At 58.2% G+C, this 15,094-nt stretch carries 15 protein-coding genes; 4 read left to right on the top strand and 11 right to left on the bottom strand.

The features are described 5' to 3' along the window. Positions 1–14: 14 nt before the first annotated feature. The 5 genes from BIND_RS06580 to BIND_RS06560 form a co-directional block, all read right to left on the bottom strand. Positions 15–725: a P-loop NTPase family protein gene (locus tag BIND_RS06580; RefSeq protein ID WP_244395975.1), complete on the bottom strand. Its 711-nt coding sequence runs from the start codon at positions 723–725 to the stop codon at positions 15–17. Next, on the bottom strand, positions 715–1,863 hold the full coding sequence (locus BIND_RS06575) for an AI-2E family transporter (protein ID WP_012384295.1): 1,149 nt from the start codon (positions 1,861–1,863) through the stop codon (positions 715–717). The genes BIND_RS06580 and BIND_RS06575 overlap by 11 nt, the downstream gene beginning before the upstream one ends. 156 nt (positions 1,864–2,019) lie before the next feature. Then, positions 2,020–2,568, bottom strand: coding sequence for a CDP-alcohol phosphatidyltransferase family protein (locus BIND_RS06570; protein ID WP_012384294.1), 549 nt, complete (start codon positions 2,566–2,568; stop codon positions 2,020–2,022). Positions 2,569–3,027: 459 nt separating this feature from the next. Then, positions 3,028–3,264 (bottom strand): hypothetical protein, encoded by a 237-nt coding sequence (locus BIND_RS06565; RefSeq protein WP_012384293.1) that lies wholly within the window; start codon positions 3,262–3,264, stop codon positions 3,028–3,030. Between the two features lie 94 nt (positions 3,265–3,358). After that, entirely contained in the window at positions 3,359–4,291 is a 933-nt protein-coding gene (locus BIND_RS06560; RefSeq protein WP_012384292.1) for a LysR family transcriptional regulator, read from the bottom strand. 745 nt (positions 4,292–5,036) lie between these two features. Here BIND_RS06560 and purM point away from each other — a divergent pair. The 4 genes from purM (at position 5,037) to gmk (ending at position 8,469) form a co-directional block, all read left to right on the top strand. After that, entirely contained in the window at positions 5,037–6,104 is a 1,068-nt protein-coding gene (gene purM / locus BIND_RS06555; protein ID WP_012384291.1) for a phosphoribosylformylglycinamidine cyclo-ligase, read from the top strand. Beyond that, positions 6,101–6,790, top strand: coding sequence for a phosphoribosylglycinamide formyltransferase (gene purN, locus BIND_RS06550; protein WP_041777970.1), 690 nt, complete (start codon positions 6,101–6,103; stop codon positions 6,788–6,790). The genes purM and purN overlap by 4 nt, the downstream gene beginning before the upstream one ends. After that, entirely contained in the window at positions 6,787–7,671 is an 885-nt protein-coding gene (locus tag BIND_RS06545) for a YicC/YloC family endoribonuclease (RefSeq protein WP_012384289.1), read from the top strand. Before purN ends, BIND_RS06545 begins: the two co-directional genes overlap by 4 nt. A 120-nt stretch (positions 7,672–7,791) precedes the next feature. Beyond that, complete coding sequence (gmk, locus tag BIND_RS06540; RefSeq protein ID WP_041777969.1) at positions 7,792–8,469, top strand: guanylate kinase; 678 nt, start codon at positions 7,792–7,794, stop codon at positions 8,467–8,469. A gap of 39 nt (positions 8,470–8,508) precedes the next feature. Here gmk and BIND_RS20525 read toward each other — a convergent pair whose 3' ends face one another. From BIND_RS20525 to mnmE, 6 genes are all read right to left on the bottom strand, one after another. Continuing rightward, positions 8,509–8,817 (bottom strand): hypothetical protein, encoded by a 309-nt coding sequence (locus BIND_RS20525; RefSeq protein ID WP_244395973.1) that lies wholly within the window; start codon positions 8,815–8,817, stop codon positions 8,509–8,511. A gap of 99 nt (positions 8,818–8,916) precedes the next feature. Then, positions 8,917–9,204 (bottom strand): heavy metal-binding domain-containing protein, encoded by a 288-nt coding sequence (locus BIND_RS06535; RefSeq protein WP_012384286.1) that lies wholly within the window; start codon positions 9,202–9,204, stop codon positions 8,917–8,919. A gap of 106 nt (positions 9,205–9,310) precedes the next feature. Then, positions 9,311–10,903, bottom strand: coding sequence for a bifunctional phosphoribosylaminoimidazolecarboxamide formyltransferase/IMP cyclohydrolase (gene purH, locus BIND_RS06530; RefSeq protein WP_012384285.1), 1,593 nt, complete (start codon positions 10,901–10,903; stop codon positions 9,311–9,313). Between the two features lie 82 nt (positions 10,904–10,985). Then, on the bottom strand, positions 10,986–11,651 hold the full coding sequence (gene rsmG, locus BIND_RS06525) for a 16S rRNA (guanine(527)-N(7))-methyltransferase RsmG (RefSeq protein ID WP_012384284.1): 666 nt from the start codon (positions 11,649–11,651) through the stop codon (positions 10,986–10,988). Then, positions 11,648–13,504, bottom strand: coding sequence for a tRNA uridine-5-carboxymethylaminomethyl(34) synthesis enzyme MnmG (gene mnmG / locus BIND_RS06520; protein ID WP_012384283.1), 1,857 nt, complete (start codon positions 13,502–13,504; stop codon positions 11,648–11,650). Before mnmG ends, rsmG begins: the two co-directional genes overlap by 4 nt. A 41-nt stretch (positions 13,505–13,545) precedes the next feature. Next, on the bottom strand, positions 13,546–14,901 hold the full coding sequence (mnmE, locus tag BIND_RS06515; RefSeq protein ID WP_012384282.1) for a tRNA uridine-5-carboxymethylaminomethyl(34) synthesis GTPase MnmE: 1,356 nt from the start codon (positions 14,899–14,901) through the stop codon (positions 13,546–13,548). Positions 14,902–15,094: the final 193 nt, after the last annotated feature.

Raw genomic sequence — 15,094 nt, 5'->3', positions numbered from 1 at the left:
TCCTTTGGAAAGCCTCATTCCGTCTCGGGCGGGATCAGGCTTTGCAACACTGTTCCCGCAAGGCTCTTGGTGATGCGAGCGCCTCGCGCCAAAGCCTCGCGGTCAAGACGTTCCACAAAATCGCGCGCCGCCTCGAACGAGCGGTCGAGATGCAGGGCCGCATGTTCGATGAGGCCCGTATCAACCACGAGCTGCCGATCGAGGAATAGTTTGACCAAGATCGCTCGCATTAAATCCTCATCCGGCGGCTCGATCGCAGCCACCGGAGCAAGGCGCAAACGCGATAAGAGATCCGCGATGCGGAGGCCCCAGAAATCAGGGGCTCTGCGCGCTGTCAGAACCAGAGCGTGATGATGGTGCCGAACCAGATTGAGAAGATGGAAGAGCGAGGCCTCCGCTTCACCGATCGCATCGGCATCCTCGATCAGCAAGGGACCTGATCGCGCCAAGCTTTCGAGGTCCCGCTCCGCGGCAAAATCCCGGGCGGTCAGAATCCGTGCCCCTGCCCTCGCCGCCCAAATTGCGCCGAGGTGGCTTTTTCCAGCCCCCGCTGGGCCTCGCAGTAAAAGCACGGAATCGGGCCAATCGGGCCAAAGCTCCAGCATCGCATAAGCATTTTCGTTCGATTCCGAGACGAAAAAATCCTCGATGCCGAAACAAGGATCGCCCGCGAGATCGAAGGTCAATTGGCGGGCCGGTTCTTTCGGCCGCATCTTATTGCTCATTATCGTCCCGCAAAACGTTCACATCGATAAAAATTTTCGGCGCGGATTCGGTAACGCCCGTATAGAGCGGGCTATCGCGGTAACGCTTGACCGCAAAACGCAGAACGACGCCCATCGCAGCCGCCAAGGGCACTGCGGTCAAGAGGCCGGTGAATCCGAACAGACTGCCGAAAGCAAGCAGGGAGAACATGACCCAGACGGGATGCAGCCCGACCGATTCTCCAACGAGCTTCGGCGAAAGAATATTGCCCTCGAGAAATTGCCCGACAGCGATCACGCCCAGCGTGACAGCCAACAAATGCCAACTTGGCCAATCCTGGACGACGGCGACCGTCGAACCCACGACGAGGGCGGTCAAGGAGCCGACATAGGGGATGAAACTCAAAATGCCGGCGGAAATTCCGATCAGGAGGCCGAAATTCAACCCGACCAAAGTAAATCCAATGCCATACCAGAGGCCGAGAAACAGGCACACAAGCGACTGCCCCCGCAGAAAACCAGCCATGGCCCCATCGATCTCGGAGGCCAATTCACGCACGGTGGCTCTGTGGCGGATCGGGATCAGACTGTCGATCTTGGCGATCATTTTGTCCCAATCGAGCAACATGTAGAAAGCGACGACGGGTGTCACGACCAGCAGGGAAATGAGGCTGACGAGCGCCGCCCCGCCCGTCCATAACGATTTGATGAAGCCCGCGCCCCATTGCACGACTTGAGAGACCATGTCGCTGGTCGGCGGAGCGAGTTCCGGCCCGCTGAGACGACTGAGACCAAGCTTACCGACGAGGACGCCGATATATTGATCCGTGAGCCGATCACTTTCCTTGGAAATGAGATCCTGAAGCTTGATGATGTACTCGGGCAGCGACTGAATGAAGCCTGCGAGCTGATGGCCGAGTACCGGCACGATGAGGATGAGTACGGCGACAAGGAGCAGGACGAAAGCCGCGAGAATGAGCAAGGTGGCGCCAAGCCTGTTCAACCCCAGGCGTTCAAGATGATCGGCCACGGGGTCGAGCAGATAGCCAAGAACGACGGCTGCGGCAAAGGGCAAAATGACGGCGCTGAACAACCAAAAGAAGAGGATGAGCAACAGGAAGGCGGCGATCCAAAAACCAATCTGCCATTCAATCCGCATTCGCTGAGGCCCTCTGCCGACCGCCTGGCCGATGGGTGAAGAATGGTCGGCATCGACCGCGCCCGCCGATTTATCCCTCTCCTCATAGATCATCGCTGGCCGAAAATCACGTCTTTCCAAGGCCGCCACGATCGAGTGCGACTCTTACGGCCGCCTTCATACTTCCATATGATGGATCCATCGCCAGAAATAAGCGGCCATGGACACGAGAGTCAGAAGCGCCACGCCATAGACGCCCCAGCCGAACCAAGGCTCGGGCGAAAGCGCAAAGGCCTTGATGCCGAGGACCAGAGCGGCAAAGGCGATCTGCGCCGCCGTATTCAACTTGGAAATCAGCAAAGGCTCGACCCGCATGGGTTTTTGCAGGAGCCAGGCGACCATGAAAGCGCCAATGATCATGAGATCTCGCGCGACGATGATGATTGTCAGCGTGACCGGGACGGTTCTGGTGATGGCCAGCGCCACATAGATCGAAACGAGCAAGGCCTTGTCGGCGAGCGGGTCAAGATAAGCACCGAGCTCCGTACGGAGATTGAATTGCTTGGCGATCCACCCATCGGCGGCATCGGACAGACCGGCGACAAGGAAGATGAGACAGGCTGCCACCCAGCGCTGAGAGGCAATCATCGCCACAATGGCCGGGACGAGCACCAGGCGCAGCAAGGTAATGAGATTTGGAAGACTGCCGAAATTCGACGCTTGCATAAGCCGAGACAGGAAAAGCGACGCCACTAGGGAAAGAGGCTACAGCATCGGGCCGGAAAGTGGACATCATTTTTTGCCTTGCCTGGGGCATGGCAATTTCAGGATAAAATCCGTTCGATCAAAATCGGTTCCATCGTCCTGTCAGTGAGGCATGAGACAAAGGCTTTTTTAAACCAATTAATTTGACAGAATTAATAGACTATAATAGAAATAGCGCCACATTTATCCGGCTCCCTATTGGGAGATAGGCCGGATAAATGTGGCGCCTCGACATGGGAAGATTGGAAGAAACTGGAAGCTCAATTTCCGGGATTGCCCAGAGATGAACCCCTGTGCGGCGCAAACTCATGCGCCGCTTTTAACCCATTCCCATTTTCATCCGGTCGCGAGAATCTTGGAATTAAGTCTCGATCGCTGACCCGGTTTTTCCTAAAAGGAAGTCTGACCAGAAATCAAGAATTAGCGCGGGTTACCGGGGCCTTCGGGATAATAGGGGTTCGCGCCCTGACCAAGACGACCGAAAGCACCACCATCAGCCTTTTCGTGATAGGCATTGCCAGCAGCGGTCTGACGGTTCTGCGTGTCGACATAGGAATAATATTCATCAGCGTGAGCCGGCAGCTTGTCCTTGGCGAAGGCAACGCCGGCGGTCATAACCAAACTCGAGGCCAATAAGGCCGAAGCAAGACGTTTCATTTGAGTGCTCCTCATCCGGTGCCATGTCCCGGCGCCGTTCATGAGGAGGAATATAGCCGCCTTAACCCTGGCGATCATTGGCCATTATAGCATTTCATTCTCTCAGCCCCAGCAACAATGTCGTTCTTTTCTTCGACGCCATAGCTTCATGTGTTAAGAAATCGATAAACAATCGGACTTTTGGATCACTTGTGGCGTGACGGCTGAACACGAGGGAAACTTCGAGCGGATCATCGCTCTGCCACTCCGGCAGAATATGTTTCAGGGCTCCGCTAGCGAGATAAGAGTCGGTCAGGATATCGCCAAAGAGCGAGAATCCCTCGCCGCGCAGAACATGGTTGAGAACGACCGAGGCCTCGTTGATCACCATGCGAGGTGCAAGCGTGACCTGAGCTTGCTCCTCCCCTCTGTTGAAAGTCATCACGACCCCTGATGGCGGCGTCTCAATCGCGAAACTCAAAAAGACGTGATGTTCGAGATCGGCAATCGTCTCGATCGGCGGGTGTTTCTCGATATAGGAAGGCGCAGCGACGATGCGCCTTCCCGTTCGCAAGAGATGATGGACCGCATAGGTCGAATCAGGCAATGCACCGACTCGCATCGCGACATCGAAACCATGCTCGATCAAATCGAGAGGCTCGTTGTTCAACGTCAGATAGATGAGAACTTCCGGATAGAGCCGCTGAAAAGCAGGCAAAATCTGATCGATGATCAGGACGCCAACCGTATAAGGAGCAAGCAGCCTCAACACGCCCGAAGGCTTGCTGCTATAGCTCTTGGCAACCAGCTCCGCTTCCTCGATCAAGGTCAAGGCCTGCGATGCATTATCGAAAAAGGCTCGCCCCGCCTCGGTAACGAAAACCCGGCGTGTCGTGCGCCGCAATAATTCGATGCCGAGTCGATGTTCGAGTTCTTGGACTTTCCGGCTGACCGTGGCGGGAGGCACTCCAAGCTGCCGCGCAGCCGCGACGAAACTCCCGCGTTCGACGACACGGACGAAAGTGATCATGTCATCGAGTTTCTGCATCGCGCCGACCGAACGTTTCCTTGAGATCAAGCAACCAGAACAATCTATCCTTTAACAGATAGTTATTATATAACAAATAGTTATAAGATTTAGCGCCCCTTTCGCCCAAGGGGTCGCAGTAGGGCTGCGAAACCCCTTCAAGCTGGGCTCTGTATGAAAAGAAACGTCAATAGCTTATCATGTTTTTATCGTTCGAAACCTCCGATTTGGCTTCGAAGCTCTGATAAAACTTGACTTTCTCTGGGTGAACAAAATTCTAAACCGTGGACAGTTTGTTTAAAAAGAAGTTTATTCACTCTATCGTGATGCCAGCGCCAACAAAGATAGTCAATGCCACGATTAAGCCTTTTTCTGTTCTGGCCTTCGGCCTTGCATCAATTGTGACAAACCGCTACAGCATCTTGCCACGCCACGCCGCGCTGGATTGAAAAATATTCAGTAGAAACAGGATGTTACTAAGCTGAAATCGGCTGGCTTGCGTCCTGTGTTACGGTTCTGCGACAGATTTACACGCATCGCCAGAGGGCTAATGTTTTTTACTCATTCAAAAGATTATGAAAATTGTATATTCTATTGAATGACTTGGCCTTATTGCGGTTGATCCTACAATCGATTTGATCCAATCGCAGCGGATCGCTAACAGCGATTCCTGGGTTTTCATCGAATTTTTGCTTTTCCACAGAGACAAGAGAAAATTCGAGACTATACAAACGCCTACCAAAGACCCGCCAAACCCGGATCCGAGATGGATAAGAAGAACGGCCTGACTTATGCCGAAGCCGGCGTCGACATCGACGCTGGCAATGCGCTTGTCGAAACGATCAAACCCTTTGTGCGGGCAACACGGCGCGCCGGAGCCGATGCCGAGCTCGGTGGATTCGGCGGCCTTTTCGATCTCAAGGCCGCTGGCTTTCAAGACCCCATTCTGGTCGCCGCCAATGACGGGGTGGGCTCCAAGGTCAAACTGGCGATCGAAACCGGCCAGCACGATACGATTGGCGTCGATCTCGTCGCCATGTGCGTCAATGATCTCATCGTCCAGGGCGCCGAGCCGCTTTTCTTCCTCGATTATTACGCCACCGGCAAACTCGAACCCGCGACGGCGGCCTCCGTCGTCAAAGGCATAGCCGACGGCTGCCGTGAGGCGGGATGCGCCTTGATCGGTGGCGAAACGGCGGAAATGCCGGGGCTTTACACCGGCAAGGATTATGATCTCGCGGGCTTTGCCGTTGGTGCGGTCGAGCGCGGGCACCTTTTGCCGCGCACCGATATTGCGGCTGGAGACCTGCTTCTCGGCCTTCCCTCTTCCGGTTTGCATTCCAACGGTTTTTCCCTGGTGCGCCGGGTTCTCGCTGACAATGGCGCCTCTCTTGACGGCCCCGCCCCTTACGAGCCTGGCAAGACACTGGGCGAATCCCTCCTGACGCCAACCCGGATTTATGTTCGCCCGCTTCTCCACGTCTTTGCCGCGACGCAAGCGGTCAAAGCCCTGGCGCATATTACTGGCGGCGGTTTTCAGGAAAATCTCCCCCGTGTCTTGCCCGCCGGCTTCGGCCTCGCCCTGGATCTCTCGGCTCTCGCCGTGCCTCCCGTTTTCGGCTGGCTCGCGCGCGAAGGCGGCATAGCGGAAACAGAAATGTTGAGGACCTTCAATTGCGGCATCGGCATGGTCCTAATCGTCGCGAATGACGAGGCCTCGAAGGTCGAGGAGGCCTTGCGCGCCGCCGGCGAACAGCCGATCCGGCTAGGTTCCGTCATCCCCGCCCCTGAAACCGGGCCGCGCGTGACATTTCAGGGGCAGCTTTCCCTGTGACCGGCATACGCAAACGCACGGCAATCTTGATCTCCGGACGCGGTTCCAACATGCGTGCCCTGATCGAAAGCGCGCGCGCGCCGCATTTTCCGGCCGAAATCGCGCTGGTCCTGTCCAATCGGCCGGATGCGGAAGGACTTCGCTTCGCCAAGGAAAAAGGGATCGCCACAGCCGCGGTCGATCACAAAATCCATGCTGGCCGTGAGGAATTCGAGCGCTCCATGCAGGTCCTGCTCGAATTGCATCGCATCGATCTGATCTGTCTCGCCGGTTTCATGCGGCTCCTCACCCCCTGGTTCATCGGCCAATGGGAAGGGCGAATCCTGAACATCCATCCCGCTCTTCTGCCCGCCTATCGCGGTCTGCATACACATGAGCGCGCCCTGGCCGACGGGGTCAAGATTCATGGCTGTACCGTGCATTTCGTCGTGCCGGCCATGGATGAAGGGCCAATTATCGCCCAAGCCGCCGTGCCGGTCTTCGAGACCGATACGGAGGAGACGCTCGCGAAAAGAGTGCTGGCAGAGGAGCATGTGATCTATCCACGCGCGCTCGAACGCGTCGCGCGTGGTGGGCTGCGCATCGAAGGCAATCGTGTTCTCAGCGCCCATGCCAGCGCCGAAGCCCAACCCAATTTCTCCGCACTGCGCGTGCCGGGTCCACTTCCGGAGGAGGAAAGCGCATGAGCCTTGCCAGTATGACAGGTTTCGCGCGCTGCACCGGCAGTCAGGGCGCCACCCATTTCGCCTGGGAATTGAAGAGTGTGAACGCGAAGGGGCTCGACCTGCGGCTGCGCCTGCCCCAAGGCTTCGACGCGATCGAGACCGAGATCCGTCAACGCCTTGGCAAAGCACTGACACGCGGAACGGTTCATGCCACCTTGACAGCGCAGCGCGAGTCCACCACCCCGCAGGTCCACATCAACCAGGATCTTCTCCACAAATTGCTGGAGAGCGTGGCCGATCTTCCCCTCCCGCCAGCCATCCGGACCGCAAGCCTCGACGGGCTTCTCGGCGTGCGTGGCCTCATCGAGATCATCGAGGTGGAAGAGAGCCCCGCCGAACGGGAGCAATTACAGGCGCATATCCTCGCCCGTCTCGATGCAGCCCTTTCAGATCTCCTCACCATGCGGCAGGCCGAGGGTGCGGCGCTCGCCCCTATCCTCCTCGTCCGCCTGGATAGAATCGCGATGCTGACCGAGGCCGCCGAACAATGCCCGGGGCGCCAGCCAGAAGCCATCAAAGCCAAGCTCAGCGAAAGTCTGGTACGGCTTGCCGGTCAGCCGGGGCTCGACCCCAACCGGTTGCATCAAGAGGCCTTGCTGATGGCGGCCAAGGCCGATATCCGCGAGGAACTCGATCGTCTCCTGACCCATGTCAAGGCGGCGCGCGGTCATTTGGAATCCGGCGGCCCTATCGGCCGCAAGCTCGATTTTCTGGCCCAGGAATTCGGCCGTGAAGCCAATACTCTCTGCTCCAAATCAAATGATGCGCGCCTGACTGATATTGGGCTCGAATTACGCGTCGAAATCGAGCAATTCCGCGAGCAGATCCAAAATCTTGAATAGAGCATCGGACTTTCATTGAACCCTATCCGATGCTCTATCTCTTTTTGAAAACGATCAGATTGGTCCCCAAAGTGGGAACCACTTTTGGGTCTGATGCTCTAGCCCCCGCGAATCGATACAATGACTGAAATATCCCCTTCTGCCCGGCCAGATCCGACACGTCATGGTCGGCGCGGCCTGATGCTGATTTTGTCCTCGCCTTCGGGGGCCGGCAAGACCACGCTGACGCGCATGCTTTTGCAGAGCAAGGCGCTTGATTTGACCCTTTCCATCTCGGTCACGACACGAGCGCGCCGTTCGAGCGAGGTTGAGGGCATCCATTATCATTTCATCAGCCGCAAGCAGTTCGAGTCCTTACGCGATACGGATGCCCTCCTCGAATGGGCGGAAGTGCATGGAAATTTCTATGGCACGCCGAGCGAACCCCTTGAGGCGATCCTTGGCCAAGGCCGTGATGTTCTCTTCGATATCGATTATCAGGGGGCGCGGCAGGTCAAGCAAAAAGCCGGGACGGATGTAGTGTCGATCTTCATCCTCCCGCCAACCATGCGTGAATTACGCGCACGGTTGGAGCGCCGCGCCGAAGATCCGCCGGAAATTATCGCGAAGCGACTCGAAAACGCCCGCACCGAAATCAGCCATTGGGCGCAATATGATTACGTGCTGATCAACGATGATCTGCAGCGCACCTTCGAGGATCTGCTCGCGATCGTGACGACCGAACGCCTCAGAACCCCAAGGCTCAAGGAAGGGCTCGGCGCCTTTGTCGAAGGTCTCTTGAACGAACCAGGGGAATAAAGTTTTCAATCGCTTCTTAAGCTTTGTTCATCGAAAAATTCAATGAACCAGTTTCGCAAGAGCGATCGATACGCCGACGGCAACCGCAAGCATGCTGCCAATTTTAATCGTCAGACGCTGTTCAAGCGCCTCTATTTTTGCATCAATCCGATCAATAGCGCTTTTCTTGGCATCCAGGTCCTGAAAGGCATCGGCTAAAGCGGCGGCGGCTCCTTCCGCTTGCTCAGGCGAAAAATGCGCACGGTCTCGCAAGTCTCTGGCAAGCTTCAAAGTGTCGAAGGGAATTAGGCTCATGGGAGACTGCCCCCTCCTTCCTCTCGACGCACCGAAGTCGCGCTTTCCGCTCATCCTGAGCCTCATGCGAAACCTGAGCGGTCATGGACCACTCGCACATCATATACATAAGTCCTGGCGCTTGAAAGCCAAGCGCCAGTTATCGGTCTGAGATCAGGCAGCGCGAGCGAGTCTGACGGCCGTGCCGGTCACCATGACGCGCTTGAGCGCCACACCGGTTTCGCTGGTGACGGCCGTGCCTTCGTCCTGGTAATTGACGCCGACAATGGCATCAGCGCCAATATCTTCCGCGCGGCGGATCAGATCAGCGAGCAGGCGTTCCCGCCAATTGCCCTGATGCGGCAGGGTGCCCGAGGCATGCCAGCTCGAAGTGGCGGTAATGGCCCCGATTGCCTGAACGACCCGGCTCCCCTCGATCGAATCCGTTGTGCTGACGCGCATACAAAGCTCCAAGGTTTACGCAATCAATAGAAAGCGTTTTAAGCCTTGCAACCTTGCCCGGAGCTTAATGGCGCCTCAGGCCGCCCACCAACGGTTCTCCCTATGGTTAATGCCGGAAATGCCGCACACCGGTCAAAACCATGGCGAGCCCTGCTTCGTCAGCGGCAGCGATCACTTCATTGTCGCGCACCGAACCGCCCGGCTGAATGACCGCTGTCGCACCCGCGGCCGCCGCAGCGAGCAGACCATCGGGGAAGGGAAAGAAGGCATCGGAAGCAACCGCCGACCCTATGGCGAGCGATTCGGGCAGGCCTGCCGCGCGCGCGGCCTCTTCCGCCTTCATCGCGGCGATGCGTGAGGAATCGACACGGCTCATCTGCCCCGCACCAATCCCCACCGTCGCACCATCCTTGGCGTAAACGATGGCGTTGGATTTCACATGTTTGGCGACCCGGAAAGCAAATTTCAGATCGCGCCATTCCGCTTCGGTCGGCGCTCTTTTGGTCACGACACGCGGCTCCATCTCATCCACGATCGCGCTGTCTCGCCCCTGCACGAGAAAACCACCAGCAACGGGCCGGAATGTCAGGGTTTCCGCGCGAGGATCTGGAAGCCCGCCGGTGAGCAAAAGCCGCAGATTCTTCTTGGCGGCGACAAGAGCAATAGCTTCTTCATCGGCATCCGGGGCGATGATGACTTCGGTGAAGATTTTCACGATCTCAGCGGCTGCGGCGGCATCGAGCTTGCGGTTAAGGGCAATGATGCCGCCGAAAGCCGAGACCGGATCACAACGAAGCGCCAGCAAATAGGCCTCTTTTAGGCTTGCAGCCTCGGCGACGCCGCAGGGATTGGCATGTTTGATAATGGCGACCGCCGCCTGCTTGCTGGGATCGAACTCGGCCACAAGTTCGAAAGCCGCATCCGTATCATTGACGTTATTATAAGAAAGCGCCTTGCCCTGAACTTGCCGCGCCGTGGTGACGCCGGCACGTCCCTGCGGCAGCGCGTAAAAGGCTGCCGCCTGATGCGGGTTTTCACCATAGCGCAGGGCTTCGATCAGCCTCCCGCCGAAAGCGCGATAAGTCGGCGTCGTCTCACCGATTTCCTTGGCGAACCAGTTGGAAATCGTCGCGTCATAAGTCGCTGTCCGGGCAAAAGCCTTTTGCGCGAGTTTGCGGCGCAGTTCGAGGCTGGTCGCGCCATTTTGACCCTGCAGTTCAGCTAGAATCGCGGCATAATCCTCAGGCTCGATGACGACCGTGACATCATTGAAATTCTTGGAGGCCGCCCGGATCATCGCCGGACCGCCAATATCAATATTTTCGATGCAATCGGCAAAGGGGGCGCCCTTGGCGATCGTCGCCTCGAACGGATAGAGATTAACCACCAACAGATCGATCGGCGCGATATTATGCGCGAGCATGGCCGCCTCATGCTCGGGATTTTCGCGAATGGCCAGAAGGCCGCCATGAACCTTGGGATGCAGGGTTTTGAGGCGTCCATCCATCAATTCAGGAAAGCCGGTGAGATCCGAAACATCTCGAACGGCCAGCCCCGCCTCGGTCAGAGCTTTGCTGGTGCCACCGGTCGAGACCAGTTCAATGCCAAGCGCGGCAAGGGCACGGGCGAAATCAACGAGGCCCGTCTTGTCGGAAACGGAAATCAGCGCCCGCTCGACGCGGCGAAGCTCGGAAGCCATGGCAGATCCTGGATGGAAGGAGGAAAGAAAGGCGGAAAAGGCGCGCATAACCCAAAATGGCGGCAGATGAAACAGGCGAAACTCATAACTTTCGCGCCAATATGAGCTGAGCCGCCGCTTGGGTTCGGCTGGGACGCGTCTCAAATCGATAAAGATTGCCAGCCTTTGCCTCGGCCAGTTCCTTTTCGCTATCGGCCCCTTTCAGGAAAACCCCGACCGCGCCTTGAACGAGCCACGGCTCCGCATAGGCAAGCAAATTCACAAGAGGCGCGAGGGCACGGGCACTAACTGCTTCGATCCCATCCTCGATTATCGAAGCGACAGCTTCGATCCGGCCACAATGCACGATGGCTTTTGCACCCGTTTCACGCGCCACTTCCCGCAAAAAGGCGCATTTGCGCTGATCGCTCTCGATGAGATGCACGCAAGCCTCTGGCACATCGGCAAGCACAATGGCGGTCACGAGTCCCGGAAAACCGCCGCCCGAGCCGAGATCGACCCAATGATGAGCCTGCGGCAGTGCTTCTTGAACCTGCAGGGAATCGGCAAAATGCCGGCTCCAGACGTGATCCAGAGTCGAGGGGGCGACGAGATTGATCGTCTTCTGCCACTTTCCCAGCAAAGTGGCATAAAGGCCTAATCTCTCGCGTAATTCCGGCGCCATTGATGAGGCGATGGCCGCCTCTTCCGCCTGCCTTTCCGGTCCGCGGTCCGGCAGCCCCTGAACCTGCTTTTTGACGCCTTTCATGCGTGAGCGCCAGCCCGCCGCACACGCGCCGCCAGAAGCGTGAGCGCCGTGGGTGTCATGCCTTCGATACGACCAGCCTGGCCCAAGGTCGCGGGCCGTATCGCCGCCAGACGGCCACGAATCTCATTGGAAAGCCCCTGCATGGAGGCATAATCGAGATCTGTCGGCAGAGCCAAACCCTCATCCCGGCGGAAAGCCGCGATATCGGCCTCTTGCCGGTCGAGATAAACGGCATAATGCGCGTCGATTTCGATCTGTGCCGCGATAGTCTCAGGAATTGTCTTTAATTCTGGCCAGATAGACCGCAAAGTTTCAAGTGTCACATCAGGAAGAGCCAGAAGATCAAAAGCCGTGCGCCGGACGCCGTCGCGATTGACCTTGAGGCCGTGCCGCGTTGCCTCAGTGGGGCTGAGGCTCAAGCCCGCAAGCAGATCACGCGCGGAATTCAATGCCTCGCTCTTCGCCTTGAAAATCTCGGCGCGTTGCTGACCAATACAACCCAGAATCATCCCCTTGCCAGTCAATCTTTGATCCGCATTGTCGGCCCGCAAGGTCAGACGATATTCGGCCCGTGAGGTAAACATGCGATAAGGCTCGGACACGCCGCGATTGATGAGATCATCGATCATCACCCCCAGATAGGCTTCCGAACGGTCGAAGGTGATGGGGGCGAGCCCGCCAGCCCGGGCAGCCGCGTTCAGTCCAGCGATGAGCCCTTGAGCGCCTGCTTCCTCATAGCCGGTTGTCCCATTGATCTGGCCAGCGAGGAACAGGCCCGGCACGCGCTTGACCTCGAGGCCGGCCGTCAATTCACGCGGATCGACATAATCATATTCGATCGCATAGCCATGCTGGAGAATGGCGACATGTTCGAGCCCCGGAATCGTGCGCAAAAAGCGCTCCTGGACAGACTCTGGCAAAGCTGTCGAAATGCCGTTGGGATAGATCGTCGGCACATCGAGCCCTTCGGGCTCGAGAAAGATCTGATGCGCTTCACGATCGGCAAAGCGTACGACCTTGTCCTCGATCGAGGGGCAATAACGCGGGCCGCGCCCATTGATCGCGCCGGAATAGACCGGTGAATAATGCAGATTCTCGCGAATGACCGCATGGGTCTCCGGCGTCGTCGTCGTGATGAAACAATCGACCTGCGGTCGCGTGATCGCTTCTGTCAGAAAAGAAAAGGGCTCAGGCTCGACATCGCCTGATTGGCGTTCGAGCCGGCTCCAATCGATGCTGCGTCCATCAAGCCTCGCCGGCGTGCCGGTTTTCAGCCGGCCCATGCTGAGGCCGAGCGCTTCCAAGGCCAACCCCATAGCCTCGGCGGGCGCCTCGCCAATCCGTCCTGCCCGGACCTGCTTTTCACCGATATGGATCAGCCCGCGCAAAAAAGTGCCCGTCGTCAGCACCACGGCGGCGCAGGCCAGGGTTTCCACTCCAACAAGAACGCCGGCGATCTTTTCGCCATCGAAGCAAAGCCCCTCGGCCTCGCCTTCAATCACATCCAGGCCGTTAACGGCCTGGATTTCCGCCTGCATGGCGGCACGGTAGAGCTTGCGGTCGGCCTGGGCGCGTGGACCGCGCACGGCGGGACCTTTGGCGCGATTGAGAACCCTGAACTGAATGCCCGCCGCATCCGCTACACGGCCCATCAACCCGTCAAGCGCGTCGATCTCGCGCACAAGATGCCCCTTGCCGAGACCGCCAATCGCCGGATTGCAGGACATGGACCCGATCGTGGCAAAGGCCTGGGTGACCAAAGCCGTGCGCGCGCCGAGCCGCGCCGAGGCGGCCGCCGCCTCGCAGCCGGCATGGCCACCGCCCACCACCACGACATCATAGGTCCCTTTCATCGGTCCGGCCGTCCTTGTTTCAGTCTTTCCATTTGCCGCGCTCACTTTCCTATACAGAAACGCGCAAAAATTTCCCCCAAAATCTCTTCCGTCTCGATCCGTCCGGTCAGGCTCAGTAAAGCTTGCGCCGCAAGCCGCAGATCCTCGGCCAGCAATTCGACGGGGCTCGCTTCGCGGATACAACGATCGAGCGCCGCCGCCGCCCGCTCGAAAGCCTGGCGATGGCGCGCCCGCGTGATAAGGCCGGCATGGCCCGAGGGCGCGAGTTTCCCCGCAAAATCAGCAATGGCCTCGACCAGCCGGCCAAGATGAAGCCCGCTCGTGGCACTGATGGCGAGGCCTTCCCTGTTTTCTAAGGGCTCGACGCGATCGGCCTTGGTGAAAACAGGCCAAACCTCCATCCCCAAATTTTCTGGAGGCGCGACCGGAGCCTCGGCTTCACTCAACCAGAGCACGAGATCAGCCTCGCGTCCTCGTTCATAAGCGCGGGCAATACCGATCTGTTCGATCTTATCCGCATTGTCCCGGAGGCCCGCCGTATCGGTCAGAACCACAGCACATCCCTTGAGATCGAGATGGACTTCGATCAAGTCACGCGTCGTGCCGGCAATCTCCGAGACAATCGCCACCTCACGCCGCGCCAAAGCATTGAGGAGCGTGGATTTACCGGCATTGGGCGGCCCCATGATGACGATGGAAAGCCCCTCCCGAATACGCTCGCCAGCGCGGGCTTGCCCAAGCTCCGCCCGCAAATCCGCGAGCACGGGTTCGATCAAGGCAGCAACCCGTCGGCTTGTTTCTGGAGGAACATCGGCCTCGTCGGAAAAGTCGATTTCGGCCTCGGCCAGGCTCAAGGCCTCGAGCAAGGCTTGCCGCCACATCTCCGCTTGGCGGCTCAAGGCCCCCCGCATCTGCCGCAAAGCCTGGCGCCTTTGCCATTCGGTCTCGGCCTCGATCATATCGGCGAGACCTTCGACCTCGGCAAGATCAAGCTTGCCGTTCAGCAGCGCGCGGCGGGTAAATTCTCCCGGTTCCGCCGGCCGCACCTGCTCGAACCGGCCTAATGCTGCCAACAAGCCCGCCATGACCGCCCGGCCGCCATGCACATGGAACTCAGCGCAATCCTCGCCCGTGAAACTTTTCGGCCCCGGGAACCATAGAACCAGAGCCTCGTCGAGCGCTTCACCATTTTCGGGGTCATGCAGAATAGCGAGCGTCGCCCGCCGAGGCTCCGGGCAATAGCCCGCCAAGGCCCCAAGAAGGAAACCCGCCTTGGGACCCGACACGCGCACGATGGCAACGGCGCTACGCCCCTGGCCCGAAGCAGGAGCAAAAATTGTCTCAAGCGTCGCAGCATGAGACAGGCTGGCCGGTTCGGCTTGTGCGAAATGCGTCATCTTCACATTTGTCGAGTAAGGTTCAGACAAGATCAGGTCTTTAAACCAAAACCTATAAAGGATGAGCGAGCAACATTCTGAGGGGCCTCGTCCCGTGGTCTTAACAAGCTTCACCCTTGCTGGCCCAAGAACTGCACTTCATTAGGGAACGCCAGGCGGAGCGCTCTCCGCCCAAGCGGTCGCGCGCGCCCGT

The organism is Beijerinckia indica subsp. indica ATCC 9039, assembly GCF_000019845.1.
GTDB lineage: Bacteria > Pseudomonadota > Alphaproteobacteria > Rhizobiales > Beijerinckiaceae > Beijerinckia > Beijerinckia indica.
This window is presented reverse-complemented; position numbering and strand designations above follow the sequence as displayed.